The 12,474-nt window shown below is 39.9% G+C and carries 13 protein-coding genes; 5 read left to right on the forward strand and 8 right to left on the reverse strand.

The window, feature by feature from the left end:
- Positions 1–5: 5 nt before the first annotated feature.
- The 5 genes from B1sIIB91_RS05335 to B1sIIB91_RS05355 are packed head-to-tail and all read right to left on the reverse strand — an operon-like array spanning position 6 to position 4,814.
- On the reverse strand, positions 6–785 hold the full coding sequence (locus tag B1sIIB91_RS05335) for an SGNH/GDSL hydrolase family protein (RefSeq protein ID WP_095688548.1): 780 nt from the start codon (positions 783–785) through the stop codon (positions 6–8).
- A complete protein-coding gene (gene rlmB, locus B1sIIB91_RS05340; protein ID WP_095688549.1) occupies positions 786–1,781 on the reverse strand; it encodes a 23S rRNA (guanosine(2251)-2'-O)-methyltransferase RlmB in 996 nt (331 codons plus the stop codon).
- Entirely contained in the window at positions 1,781–3,154 is a 1,374-nt protein-coding gene (gene cysS / locus B1sIIB91_RS05345) for a cysteine--tRNA ligase (protein ID WP_095688550.1), read from the reverse strand. The genes rlmB and cysS overlap by 1 nt, the downstream gene beginning before the upstream one ends.
- 15 nt (positions 3,155–3,169) lie before the next feature.
- Positions 3,170–4,312 (reverse strand): 2-C-methyl-D-erythritol 4-phosphate cytidylyltransferase, encoded by a 1,143-nt coding sequence (ispD, locus tag B1sIIB91_RS05350; RefSeq protein ID WP_095688551.1) that lies wholly within the window; start codon positions 4,310–4,312, stop codon positions 3,170–3,172.
- Positions 4,313–4,331: 19 nt separating this feature from the next.
- Complete coding sequence (locus B1sIIB91_RS05355) at positions 4,332–4,814, reverse strand: CarD family transcriptional regulator (RefSeq protein WP_095688698.1); 483 nt, start codon at positions 4,812–4,814, stop codon at positions 4,332–4,334.
- Between the two features lie 116 nt (positions 4,815–4,930).
- On the opposite strand from B1sIIB91_RS05355, the gene B1sIIB91_RS05360 reads away from it, so the two are divergent.
- Complete coding sequence (locus tag B1sIIB91_RS05360) at positions 4,931–5,407, forward strand: hypothetical protein (protein WP_095688552.1); 477 nt, start codon at positions 4,931–4,933, stop codon at positions 5,405–5,407.
- A gap of 12 nt (positions 5,408–5,419) precedes the next feature.
- Here B1sIIB91_RS05360 and B1sIIB91_RS05365 read toward each other — a convergent pair whose 3' ends face one another.
- Positions 5,420–6,100, reverse strand: a complete 681-nt coding sequence (locus tag B1sIIB91_RS05365) for a response regulator transcription factor (protein WP_095688553.1) — start codon at positions 6,098–6,100, stop codon at positions 5,420–5,422.
- Positions 6,097–7,200, reverse strand: coding sequence for a sensor histidine kinase (locus B1sIIB91_RS05370; protein ID WP_095688554.1), 1,104 nt, complete (start codon positions 7,198–7,200; stop codon positions 6,097–6,099). The genes B1sIIB91_RS05365 and B1sIIB91_RS05370 overlap by 4 nt, the downstream gene beginning before the upstream one ends.
- 141 nt (positions 7,201–7,341) lie before the next feature.
- On the opposite strand from B1sIIB91_RS05370, the gene phoU reads away from it, so the two are divergent.
- The 3 genes from phoU to B1sIIB91_RS05385 all read left to right on the forward strand — a co-directional run bounded on the left by phoU (position 7,342) and on the right by B1sIIB91_RS05385 (position 10,647).
- Positions 7,342–7,989: a phosphate signaling complex protein PhoU gene (gene phoU / locus B1sIIB91_RS05375; protein ID WP_095688555.1), complete on the forward strand. Its 648-nt coding sequence runs from the start codon at positions 7,342–7,344 to the stop codon at positions 7,987–7,989.
- 85 nt (positions 7,990–8,074) lie between these two features.
- The gene (locus tag B1sIIB91_RS05380; RefSeq protein WP_095688556.1) at positions 8,075–9,373 is read left to right on the forward strand and encodes a DUF1800 domain-containing protein; all 1,299 of its coding nucleotides are present in this window, start codon (positions 8,075–8,077) and stop codon (positions 9,371–9,373) included.
- Between the two features lie 20 nt (positions 9,374–9,393).
- Positions 9,394–10,647: a DUF1501 domain-containing protein gene (locus tag B1sIIB91_RS05385; RefSeq protein WP_095688557.1), complete on the forward strand. Its 1,254-nt coding sequence runs from the start codon at positions 9,394–9,396 to the stop codon at positions 10,645–10,647.
- Here the strand turns inward: B1sIIB91_RS05385 and B1sIIB91_RS05390 are convergent.
- The gene (locus B1sIIB91_RS05390; RefSeq protein WP_095688558.1) at positions 10,631–11,374 is read right to left on the reverse strand and encodes a phosphoglyceromutase; all 744 of its coding nucleotides are present in this window, start codon (positions 11,372–11,374) and stop codon (positions 10,631–10,633) included. The genes B1sIIB91_RS05385 and B1sIIB91_RS05390 overlap by 17 nt on opposite strands.
- A 93-nt stretch (positions 11,375–11,467) precedes the next feature.
- On the opposite strand from B1sIIB91_RS05390, the gene B1sIIB91_RS05395 reads away from it, so the two are divergent.
- Complete coding sequence (locus tag B1sIIB91_RS05395; protein ID WP_223298595.1) at positions 11,468–12,472, forward strand: hypothetical protein; 1,005 nt, start codon at positions 11,468–11,470, stop codon at positions 12,470–12,472.
- Positions 12,473–12,474 lie beyond the last annotated feature (2 nt).

The raw sequence follows: 12,474 nt of genomic DNA on the forward strand, positions 1-12,474 counted from the left end.
CTAACTCAGCGTGCAGGCCAAATAATTGGCTCAGAATGCTTCGCTTTTCTACCATCACCAGAGGATTTTCCTCGCAGCCTGCGCCAAATCCACGGAATTAAGAAAGTAACTACCCAAGCGATATTAGATAAAGGTTTAATAGATATTTTTTTACCATTACCAAGCGGGATATTACTGTTCCAATTTGGATCAAACTCATAACCTAAACCTTCTAAAACTGCATTAGCTAATCTTCTATGACCTTCTGAATTCATATGTAATCTATCGGAGGATAAAAAACTTTGAGTATTTAAAAACTCTGCCTTTTTACCTTCAAATAAAATTGTTGGATACTTACTTGCAACTATTCTCACGTGATCGTTAAAGGCACTAAATCTTTCATGCCAAAGCTTGGCTATTTTCCCTTTTCCTTCAACCTTATCTACTACGGTAAAGATAATCACTGTAGCTCCAGCATCAGTTAACTCTTTAATACCTCTCTCATACTGAGGAAGTGAAAATTGTGGGTCATAAGTTGGCCGTAATACATCATTGGCTCCGGCATGAAATGAAACTAGAGTCTGCCTGCCTTCAATAAATTTAAGCGCACTTGGAATTTGATCTGTTACTACTTGATTAAGTAATTTTCCTCTAATTGCTAAATTTAAATATGTAAAACCTGCTTCGTTCTTTGCCAAACCATCAGCTACCCGATCAGCCCAACCTCGATACTTTCCATTTATCACCTCATCATTCATACCCTCAGTCATTGAATCACCTAAGGCAATAAAGCGGGTGTATTGCATTTACTTACTTCTTTCTGCCGCAACCTGGTACATAACTATTGCAGTTGCCACGCTGGCATTTAAAGATTCAACTGAGGATTGCATTGGAATTGAAACCACTAGATCACATTTTTCTCTAACTAATCTAGATAATCCCTTACCTTCACTACCTACAATAATAAAAATTGATTCACTTGCTAGATTCATCTTTGCCAAACTGGTATCAGCCTCAGCATCTAAACCAACAACAAAACATCCAGCTTTTTTAGCATCTTCAATTGATCTAACTAGATTAGTAACTTGTGAGATTGGCATTCGCGCTGCTGCGCCAGCTGATGCCTTCCAGGCAGAGCCAGTCATTGCTGCATTGCGCCGCTCTGGAATAACTACTCCATCTGCGTTAAATGCAGCCGCTGATCTAACAACAGCGCCAAGATTATGCGGATCTGTTATCCCATCAAGTCCTATTAACATCATTGGTTTTTTAGCATTTGCGAGCAGCTTTGAAAACTCTGTGTAATTAAATGGCTTTATAACGAGCGCGATACCTTGATGATTAGCACTTCCTGTTAAATCTTCAAGTGCTCGCCTTGGCATCTCTTTAATTGGAAGATCTGAATTTTTAGCAAGTCTGATAGCTTCTGAGATTTTTTCATCGATCTCAACTTTCATCGCCACGATTAACTCTTTTGCTGGCACCTTTGCTCTAAGTGCCTCAACCACGCTGTTCTTACCAGCAACTGCATCTTGCGAAAATTGTTTTCGATCAAATCTTTTTTCACTTCGCTCTGGTCTTCGATCATCACGCTTTAACTCTCGATCATTTACCCTTACCGGTTTTTTAAAACCTTTTCGATCATCTCTTTTTTCAGATCTTCTATCATCACGTTTATCTTTTATACGATTATCTCTTTTCTCAGGGCGCGCTACAGCAGAGCGTTCAACTCTTTTACTACCACTTCTTGAAAAAGACTTTGGTCCTTTTGGTCGATCCTTACGCGCTTTACCTGGCTTCATCAATAACTCCACCTTGGACCATTAGTTGTGTCTTCTACTGTAATACCAAGGGATGCTATCTGATCACGTATTTCATCCGCTGCTTTGAAATCTTTTCGCTCCCGTGCTGCTTCACGCTGTGCTAGCGCTAATTTAATAAGTCCATCCATCGCTGCATCATTTGATTTATCTTTTGCAAAGGCGGTATCCTTTGGATCACAACCTAATATTGAAAGTGCTCCTCGAATTTCACCAGCTGTTTTTGCTAATACTTTCTTATCATCCCCTGCTGAATTACCAATTCGCATACTCTCTGCAATAAAAGCTAAACCCTGAGGCACTGCTAAATCATCATTCATTGCGTTAGCAAACTCATCCGCAATTACTATTTCAATCTCTTTTCCAATAACACTTTCTGCCCTACTTAAAAATGCCTCAATTCGCTTAAAAGCGGTTGCAGATTCATTAAGTGCTTCAAAGGAAAACTCCAGCATGCTTCGATAATGCGCACTGCCAAGATACCAACGAAGTTCAATGCCACGTACTTTTTTTAATATCTCAACAACTTGTAGTGAATTTCCTAATGATTTACTCATTTTTTCACCACTTGTTGTTACCCACGCATTATGCATCCAAGTATTTGCAAATTTATAACCAGCAGCATTTGATTGAGAAATCTCATTTTCATGGTGTGGAAAAATTAAATCTAATCCGCCGCCATGAATATCAAAAGCCTCACCAAGGTATGCATGCGCCATCGCTGAACACTCAAGATGCCAACCAGGCCTGCCAGCACCCCAAGGAGTTGGCCATGCTGGATCACCTTTTTTAGCAGCTTTCCATAATGCAAAATCCTTTGGATCTTTTTTAAATGTTGAATCTGCATCCTCACTAGATTGCAGATCATCAAGTTTTTGATTAGATAAAGTTAAATACTCTTTTAGTTTTCTTACTTCTAGATAAACATCACCATTACCGGGTGCGTAAGCAGAACCATTTTCAATTAGTTTTTGCATTAACTCAATCATTTGAGTGATATGACCAGTAGCTCTTGGCTCATAGGTAGGCGGTAATACATTTAATACGTTATACGCATCAGTAAAGGCCCGCTCATATTTCATTGCAACTTGCCACCAAGGAATCTCCTCATGAACAGCTTTATGTAAAATCTTGTCATCAATATCAGTTACATTTCTAACAAAAGTTACATTAAAACCTGAAGTGATTAGCCAGCGACGCAGAATATCAAAGTTAACACCACTTCTAATATGACCAATATGAGGTGGAGCTTGCACAGTGGCGCCACATAGATAAATTCCAACCTCACCTTTTTTTAAAGGTTTAAATGGTGCGATAACTCTGCTTTTTGTGTCATATAAATTAAGTGCGCTCATTATTTAATTTTACCTTTACGCACTAACTATTAACGCTGTTGCTATCGCTGATAAGCCTTTACCTTCACCGGTAAAGCCCAAATTATCTGTTGAGGTCGCAGATACTGAGACCAAAGCGCCTCCTAATGCTTTAGATAATGCCGTTATTGCTTCACCACGTCTTGGGGCAATCTTTGGTCTGTTACCAATAATCTGCACAGATACATTCTCGATAACAAAACCTGCAGAGGTTATTTTTGTAAGCGTCTCACTTAGTAACTGGCTACCACTTACGCCAGCATATTTAGCATCGCCAACGCCAAAGTTACTTCCTAAATCACCAAGATCTGCAGCAGATAAGAGCGCGTCACAAATAGCATGAGATGCCACATCAGCGTCAGAGTGGCCATCTAAACCAGTTTCATTTTCCCAAATTAATCCTGCTAGTGATAGCTTTTTATTTTTATCATCACTAAATGCGTGAGTATCAGTTCCAATACCAACTCGTATTTGTTTTTGGGTATTTGGTAGAAGTACTTGAGTAGCAGCTGCCAAATCTGATTTTGTAGTTATCTTAAGTGCTCTAATCTCACCCGGTACTACCTTTACTGCAATGCCTAGTGCTTCAACTAAAGCTGCATCATCTGTTGCATCCTCTGAGGCCTGATGTGCTCGTGCTAAAACAGATCTAGTAAAACCTTGTGGGGTCTGCACGGCCCTTAGCGATGATCTATTTAAAGTATTTCTAACATAGTTATTACTATCAACTTCTTTAATGGTGTCAATAACATCAAGTGCTGGAATTACTGCTTGCTCACCTTTTAATAACTGAGTTAAAACCGAATTAGCAAGATCAGTTGTTGCAAGAGCGCGGGCGCCATCATGGACTAATACATACTCATAATTTTCTGGAATGTGCGTTAGCGCAATTCGAATACTGTCACTGCGTAACACGCCTCCGGTAATAACTTTCACCTGATCACCTAAGAGATTTGAGAATTGATCTTCAAAACCGGCGGGTGCGGTAATAATAATAAGTTCTGCAACTGGTGATAAGGCTGCTACTGCATGTTCAACTAAGGTTTTATCAACTAATTTAACAAGTGCTTTAGGAAGTGTGGCAGCTAATCTATTTCCAGCACCTGCTGCTGCAATTATTGCCGCAGTTTTTTTAATCATGACAGTTAGTTACTGCCAATTAAGAGGCGAGTACCTCATCTAGTAAGGTCGCTGCTTTTTCTTCATCAGTTCGCTCAGCTAGTGCTAATTCAGAAACTAAAATCTGCTTTGCCTTTGCAAGCATTCGCTTCTCACCAGCGGATAATCCACGATCTAAATCGCGGCGATATAAATCTCTAACAACTTCTGCCACCTTAATAACATCACCAGAGGCTAGTTTTTCAACATTTGCTTTATAACGACGAGACCAGTTAGTTGGCTCCTCTGTATATGGCTGGCGTAATACGTTAAATACTCGATCAAGACCGGCGCTGTCTACAACATCTCTAACGCCTACTAAATCAATGTTCTCAGCTGGAACGCGAACTGTTAGATCACCTTGGGTGACCTTTAAAACTAGATATACCTTCTCTTCACCTTTGATTATGCGCTTCTCAATTGCCTGAATCTGTGCTGCTCCGTGATGTGGATAGACAACGGTTTCGCCAACTTTAAATGTCATAAGAGGAAAAGGCCTTTCGATAGGGGCTAATAATACCAGCATTTTGCGACCCAATTCACCCCCATAGATTGCCCCTTATTTTTAGGTTATTTCACACCTTTAGATAACCTTTAACCATGGCCACCACTTTAAAAAGACTTATAGCACTTTTAATTATTTCAACAGCTGTTACAAGTTGTGGTTCTGGTCAAAATGCAGTTACTAGAAATTTTAAGCAGGTAACTGATGGTGTTGAGGCACAGAGTGCTGAAATTAGATTACGTAATGTGTTAATAGTTAAAACTGATGCTAATGATGCTGTACTAGTTGGCACCTTAGTTAGTTGGTCAGATGAACCGGACGCAATTACCGGAATTAGTATTAATAACATACCTGCCACACTATCTGCGCCCAGCTTTGATTTAGTAAAAAATAAGCCAGTAATCTTTGTTGGAGATAGTGCAAATGCTGATGCTTATATCCCTGGTTTAAATAAAGTAGCTGGTGAGCGCATCCCTGTTACTTTTACTTTTGCAACAGCATCGCCAGTAACAGTTGATGCATTAGTGCTAAATAGTGAAGGTTTTTTTAAAGATTTAGTTAGAGTTAATTAAGCTTTAAATACTTTAGTTTTCAAACTTATACCCAAGACCTCTAATGGTCTGAATATAAACTGGATTAGCTGGATCAGATTCAATCTTTGCGCGCAATCGCTTCACATGGACATCTAAGGTTTTAGTATCACCAAAGTAATCAGAGCCCCATACTCGATCAATTAACTGCGCGCGAGTAAGTACTCGCCCGCTGTTGCGAACTAGAAATTCAAGTAATTCAAACTCTTTAAGAGGAAGTGAGATTAACTCATTGTTTATATTCACTTGATGTCGCTCCACATCAATTCGAACTGGGCCTGCCGTAATTACGCCCTCTTGTGGATTTGAAACATCACCTTGCCGGCGAAGAACAGCTTTAATACGCGCCACTAACTCTGCCTTTGAATATGGCTTTGTTACATAATCATCAGCGCCAAGTTCTAGTCCAACAACTTTATCTACCTCAGTATCTTTTGCAGTAAGCATAATAATTGGCACATCAGATCTAGAACGTAATTGTTTACACACCTCAGTGCCTGATAAACCAGGCAACATAAGATCTAGTAATACAAGATCAGCCCCGCCCTTATCAAAAGCTGCAATAGCGCCATCTCCAGTATCTGCTAACACAACCTCAAAGCCCTCTTTGCCTAATACATAGGAGAGTGCCTCTGAAAACGATGCTTCATCTTCAACAAGTAATATCTTCGTCATTTTTTACCTTCACTCTTGCTTTGATCTGAGGTTAAGTTACTTGAACTTAATGGGAATCTGATTGTAAATGTGCTACCGGCGCCTTCAACAGACCAAAGTGAAACATCTCCACCGTGATTTGTAGCAATATGTTTAACAATTGATAAACCAAGACCGGTGCCACCAGTTAAGCGAGATCTAGCTGGATCTACTCGATAGAAACGTTCAAAAATTCGCTCTAAATCTTTCTCTGGTATTCCAATTCCTTGATCAGATACTGCAACTTCAGCAATCCCATCTGTCACCTTTAATGTAATGGCCACTCTAGTTGAATCAGGGCTGTAGTTGATAGCATTTTCAATTAGGTTATGAATAGCCATTGTCACCTGATTACGGTCGCCATTAATAATGGCTGGATTAATTTCCTCAAATAGAAGAGTAATTTTACGCTTCTCAGCATTTAATCTTGATTGATCAACTGCTTCATGTACTACTTCAGAAACATTAACTAGCTTTCCATTTTTAAGTGGATCATCATCTTGCAGCCTTGATAGATTAATAATCTCTTGAACTAGTTCAGATAATCGCTTTGCCTCAGATTGCATACGGGAGGCAAACTTTGCAATTGCCTCTGGATCATTACTTGCTTCTAAAACTGCCTCACTTAAGATGGATAAAGCGCCAATTGGCGTCTTTAGCTCATGTGAAATATTTGCCACAAAATCTCGGCGAATTGAGTCTAATCTGCGCATCTCACTATCATCAAAAATTAATATTGCAATTAGGCCAGCATCACCCATTGAAGTTACTCGCACTAATAGATCATGCGTACCAGCACCAATTGGTCCTCTAGGTAATTCAATAGTGGCATCTTGTTGTGAGCCGCTTCTTCGAACTGCTCTAATTAGATTACTTAACTCTTTATTTAAAATACGTTCATCTTTTATTAAATTAAATGTTGTAATTCCTTCTGAATAATAGATAACTTGATCACTTGCGGTAATAACAATTGATTCAGCATCGATTGCATGTAGTAAATCAAAACTTTGGGTAGATAAATCACTTTGAATTTTAGAGTTGGCGGTATCACTTTCCTGCCTTTGATTAAACCGCCAGATCACCCCCTTATGGTAGGAGTTAGTTACGCATCTGGTTAACCAGATCTACAAAATTACTGGCAATATCCCTAGTTTTAACCAATTATTAAAGACCTGTTCACTCACCTCCCCGCACGATATGGCTTTTGGGACTACCGTTAGCCAATGCGTGAGCAATTTCAAGAAGAGTTAAATTCCGTATCTGCCACATTAGTGCAGATGGCAGGCCTTGTTAAAACTGCTATGGAAAATGCCACTACCGCACTACTCACCGCTGATCTAGCTCTCGCTGAGCGAGTAATTGCTGAAGATTCTGTAGTTGATGAGATTCAACATGAGTTAGATGCTAGAACAATTAATTTAATTGCCCGCCAAGGCCCTGTTGCCTCAGATCTTCGCACCCTTGTTAGCTCGCTACGAATGAGCGCTGACCTTGAGAGAATGGGTGATCTAGCCCATCACATCGCAAAATCTGCTCGTATGCGTTATCCAGCAACTGCTGTGCCACCTGAGTTATCTTTAACAATTGAGGAAATGGGCAGAGTTTGTGTTCAAATTATTTCTAAAATGACCAATGTAATTGAGAATAAAGATATTGATAAAGCACTTGAGCTTGAAGATGATGATGATGCAATTGACGCGCTACATCGCAAGATTATTCAGACCCTACTTGATCCAAATTGGAAGCATGGGATTGAAACTGCAATTGATATGACTCTACTTGCTCGCTACTACGAGAGATGCGCTGACCACGCTGTTTCTATCGCCCGCCGAGTTTATTTCTTAGTAACTGGAGCTTACGCAAAACAATGATCCTAGTTTTAAGTCAATGCTTAGAATACAACTATAGTTCACTTAGTTTTCTCTGACTTAACCTTCAGTCAGGCTAGCATTGATTATGGAAAAAAATCGCCTAGAAATTAGCCGCCTCTACAATCGTTTTGGATTTGGCCCAAAGCCTGGTGAATTTTCCGCAGACCTAAAAGCAGGATTAAAGAAAACACAAAATAAAATTCTTAAAATTTCTGAAAATGACCCAGGACTTAACGAGACTAAGGATCTCACCCTAAATGATTTAGGCCCACGTCCTAAACCAAACTCTGCTGAAATTATTGATTTTGCTACGTCGCTCAGAAATGATAGAGATCAACTAACCCTTTGGTGGCTTGACCGAATGGTTTTAGGAAATTACGGCCTAAAAGAAAAAATGACTTGGTTTTGGCACGGTCACTGGGCTACCTCAATAAAAAAAGTTGATTTTCCACTAGTGATGTATAAACAAAATCAAACTCTGCGTGCTAATTCACTTGGTAATTTTAAGGTGATGTCGCGGGCAATGGTTAATGATGGCGCGCTACAAATTTGGCTAGATGGACAAACTAATAGCGTTAAATCCCCTAATGAAAATTTAGGACGCGAATTAATGGAGCTTTTCACAATAGGTGTTAATCGCTATAGCGAAGATGATGTGAAAGCAGCTGCTCGGGCGCTAACTGGGTATCAAGTTGTTAGAAGTAATGGCCTAGTTACATTAAATCAAAAGCGTCAAGACACAAGTGCTATCAGCATCTTAGGGACTACTAGTACCTTCACAGGTGAGACATTATCTGACTTTTTAGTTGATAGACCTGATTGTGAAAATTTTATAGCAGAGCGAATTTGGTATCGCTTTATCTCAAGTACTGAGCCGATGCCTGCTAATTTTGTTGCTAAAAAAGCCTTTTCAAAACGTGAAATTTACCCAGCTATTACTGCTGCTGCTAGATCAAATTTACTAGCAAATCCAAAGTATGAATTAGTTAAATCCCCAGTTGAATGGTTTGTAGCTACCTGCCGCGCACTAGAGCTAGTTCCTTCAAAACTTGAGACTAGTGGCAGGTTATTTAATTATTTAGACAAATTAGGACAAGTTCCATTCGCACCTCCTAATGTCGGCGGATGGCCAGCTGAATCAGCATGGCTTAGCTCTGCAAGCTCGCTCTATCGAATTGATTTTGCAAATTGGCTAATTAAAAGAAGTAAATTACAAGCACTAAAAAGTATTCCTGTGGGCAATAGAGTTACTGAGAGTCAAAACTGGCTAGGTGTTTATCAATGGAGTGAGCGGACTAAATCAACTTTAAACTCAGTTTCATCCGATCCTGAGCAATTCGCACTTTTAGCGTTATGTAGCCCGGAATATGTTGTCAGTGCTTAATCTAAAGAAAAGGAGTAAGTATGCTTAAAGTTACACGCCGTAAGTTTTTGCAATACACCGGTGGCTCAATTGCAACTGGCTTATTTGCGCCATTACTTAGTATTGAAGATATTGCAGCTGCTGCTATCAGCCGCCCGCTGCCGCCAAAGACTCCAATTCTTGTGCTAATTACTTTATATGGTGGAAATGATGGGATTAATACTTTAATTCCTTATACAGATTCAACTTACTACTCGTCCCGTCCGGAAGTTTCTTATAAAGCAGAAAACATGCTGCCACTTGACTCAGAGTTAGCATTAAATCCTGCCATGAAAGGATTAAAAGGTTTATGGGATCAAAACAAAGTAGCAATTATTCGCGGGGTTGGATATCCAAACCCTGATTACTCACACTTTTCATCAATGGCAAAGTGGCAAACAGGCTCTCCTGATCGAAATATAAATACTGGTTGGTTAGGTCGTTGGATTGATTCCCAACCAGAGGATCCACTTCTTGCAATATCACTTGGTTCAGTATTACCACCATTACTAGCTGGTGCTAAACGATCAGGTTCAGCCCTTCCCCTTGGTGGCTTAGTTGTGCCAACTGGTTCTTTGGCTAACAAATGTGCTCAGCTCTCACAGCCTCTAAAAGGTGAATCAAAGTTAATGGCAGCAGCTGCAACATCAATGCGTAATCTGTTTAATCTTTCAGAAACTGTTCAACCTATTTTAAAAACACCAGTACTAAACGCACCTGATTTACCAACTATAAATGGTGGAAATGCTGGTGGTGATAACAACCTAGCCCAACAACTAGATGTTGTAGGAAAGTTAATTGCAGCTAATGCGCCTACAAAAGTATGGTCAGTCTCACTTGGCGGCTTTGATACTCACGCCGATGAAGCAAATGCGCAAGCATCTTTACTTGGTGTGGTCTCAGACTCTGTCACCCGGTTTATGTCTCAATTAAAAACTACAACTAGAGCAGAGGATGTAACAATTATGATTTATAGTGAGTTTGGCAGAAGAGTGGCTGCTAATGGCTCACAAGGAACTGATCACGGTACATCTGGGCCAGTATTTATTGTTGGTAACGGCGTTAAAGGTGGCTACTACGGTGATCAGCCATCACTTAAATATTTAATCAAAGGTGATTTAGCAATCACCACAGATTTTAGAGATATCTACGCCACTGTACTTGAAGAGATTTTAAAATCTCCAATTCAACCTTCCCTTGGCCAATGGGCTGGGCGAGTAAATTTTCTTAAGCCAGTCTCTAGCGCCCTTGGTTAGCAACGGCTGCAATTGCATCGGCTGCAGCTTTTGGATCTAAATACCTACCACCCTTAGTAATTGGCTCAAAGCTCTCATTTAATTCATATAAAAGTGGAATTCCAGTTGGGATATTAACGCCTGCAATATCAGTATCAGAGATGTTATCTAGATACTTAACAATTGCTCTAATTGAATTACCGTGCGCTGTTATTAAAACTACCTTGCCACTTTTTAGATCATTATTTATCTCATTATTTAGGTAGGGGATAACACGAGCCACTACATCTTTTAAACACTCAGTCTTAGGAAGTGACTCACCTAAATTTGCATACTTAGCATCATTTTTTTGTGAGTACTGATCATCATCTGCAATAGGTGGAGGTGGTGTATCAAATGATCTGCGCCATAATTTAAATTGTTCTTCGCCATACTCCTTAAGAGTTGCAGCCTTATCTTTTCCTTGCAGCGCTCCGTAATGTCGCTCATTAAGCCGCCAGCTGCGCTTTATTGGAATACCCACTACGCCGGCACTAACGAGTGCTATATCTGCTGTGTTAATCGCTCTAGTTAGAAGAGATGTGTGAAGAACATCTGGCAATAAGTTTGCCTCTTTTAGTAACTGACCACCACGAGCTGCCTCACCACGTCCCTTATCTGAGAGCTCAACATCAACCCAGCCGGTGAATAAGTTCTTAGCATTCCATGCACTCTCACCATGACGCAAAAGGATTAATTTGTAACTCATAGCCTAATTATCTCATGTAATTTGTGAATATTTTACTGAATTTTAACCAAGTAATGCTTGACAGAAATATCTACAATCTATAAAAATTCTCTTATGAAACCAACTATTAGGCTTGTTATTCTTGCATTGTTTATTTCCACTTTTTCATCCATTTCCGTAGCTCAAGCATCAACTTGGCGAATGAGTGAAGATGCAGTCACATTAGGTATGAATGGCGCATCCGCCCATGTTGAGAGAATTAATGGCGTAGATAGAGTTTGGCGCGCAGATGGCGCGCAGGGAACTATCGCAAGTGATTGCAATGATGCTGGAGTGTGTACACCAGTAAGTCTTACTGGTCGTCTTGGTTTTGATTTTACAGTTGTTACTTTCCCAAATGGATCTAAACGTGCTTACTTTAAAGATATGGATCCACAGTCTCAGCAGGTTTATTCAGCGCCATGCCTAGATGCAAACTGCACTGGCATTGGAACTCGCACAGCAACAACTGAAGATATGAAGGTGCCAACAAGTACTAGGGCCTGGGGAGTACCAGATGCAGTACTGCTTCCAGATGGGCGAGTAAGAATTTATATAGTTGAAAGTCCAGTGATTGGTAAATGTTTAGAAAAAATAGCTTCATATATATCAACAGATGGCATAAGTTTTACTAAAGAGCCTGGCTGGCGATTTGAAAACGGATATGTTGACACTGAAATTTTAAGGGCTAAAGCAAATGATTACGTAATGATTATGGCAGATATCGCATGTACCTCCTCTAGAAAACAACAATTATTTATCAGTACCTCAAAGGATGGATTAAGTTGGAGTGCACCTGAAATGCTAACTACCCCTGGTTTAGTTGGTTTAGATCCAACAGGTTATGAAAGTTCTAACGGAGTGTTTCGCATTTACTACACAAAATTTCCTGAGGCAAAAGGTGGTGATTACGTACTAGGTAGAGGAACACTTACCGTTACTGCAGCAGAGAGTAAAACTCCTACTGTTACTGCGCCACCGACTAGTGCTAAGAAGAGCATAAGTTGCGTTAAAGGAAAAACTACTAAGAAAGTAAGTGGTGTTAACCCTAAGTGTCCAAAAGGGTTTAAACTAAAATAACT

Source organism: Candidatus Nanopelagicus abundans, assembly GCF_002288305.1.
GTDB lineage: Bacteria > Actinomycetota > Actinomycetes > Nanopelagicales > Nanopelagicaceae > Nanopelagicus > Nanopelagicus abundans.

What these genes read in the sequence shown, in the direction of transcription:
- rlmB (WP_095688549.1), bottom strand. Translation starts at nt 1,781, where the DNA reads ATGAAGCCAGGTAAAGCGCGTAAGGATCGACCAAAAGGACCAAAGTCT.
- B1sIIB91_RS05335 (WP_095688548.1), bottom strand. Translation starts at nt 785, where the DNA reads ATGCAATACACCCGCTTTATTGCCTTAGGTGATTCAATGACTGAGGGT.
- B1sIIB91_RS05395 (WP_223298595.1), top strand. Translation starts at nt 11,468, where the DNA reads ATGAAACCAACTATTAGGCTTGTTATTCTTGCATTGTTTATTTCCACT.
- cysS (WP_095688550.1), bottom strand. Translation starts at nt 3,154, where the DNA reads ATGAGCGCACTTAATTTATATGACACAAAAAGCAGAGTTATCGCACCA.
- B1sIIB91_RS05365 (WP_095688553.1), bottom strand. Translation starts at nt 6,100, where the DNA reads ATGACGAAGATATTACTTGTTGAAGATGAAGCATCGTTTTCAGAGGCA.
- B1sIIB91_RS05360 (WP_095688552.1), top strand. Translation starts at nt 4,931, where the DNA reads ATGGCCACCACTTTAAAAAGACTTATAGCACTTTTAATTATTTCAACA.
- phoU (WP_095688555.1), top strand. Translation starts at nt 7,342, where the DNA reads ATGCGTGAGCAATTTCAAGAAGAGTTAAATTCCGTATCTGCCACATTA.
- ispD (WP_095688551.1), bottom strand. Translation starts at nt 4,312, where the DNA reads ATGATTAAAAAAACTGCGGCAATAATTGCAGCAGCAGGTGCTGGAAAT.
- B1sIIB91_RS05385 (WP_095688557.1), top strand. Translation starts at nt 9,394, where the DNA reads ATGCTTAAAGTTACACGCCGTAAGTTTTTGCAATACACCGGTGGCTCA.
- B1sIIB91_RS05380 (WP_095688556.1), top strand. Translation starts at nt 8,075, where the DNA reads ATGGAAAAAAATCGCCTAGAAATTAGCCGCCTCTACAATCGTTTTGGA.
- B1sIIB91_RS05355 (WP_095688698.1), bottom strand. Translation starts at nt 4,814, where the DNA reads ATGACATTTAAAGTTGGCGAAACCGTTGTCTATCCACATCACGGAGCA.
- B1sIIB91_RS05390 (WP_095688558.1), bottom strand. Translation starts at nt 11,374, where the DNA reads ATGAGTTACAAATTAATCCTTTTGCGTCATGGTGAGAGTGCATGGAAT.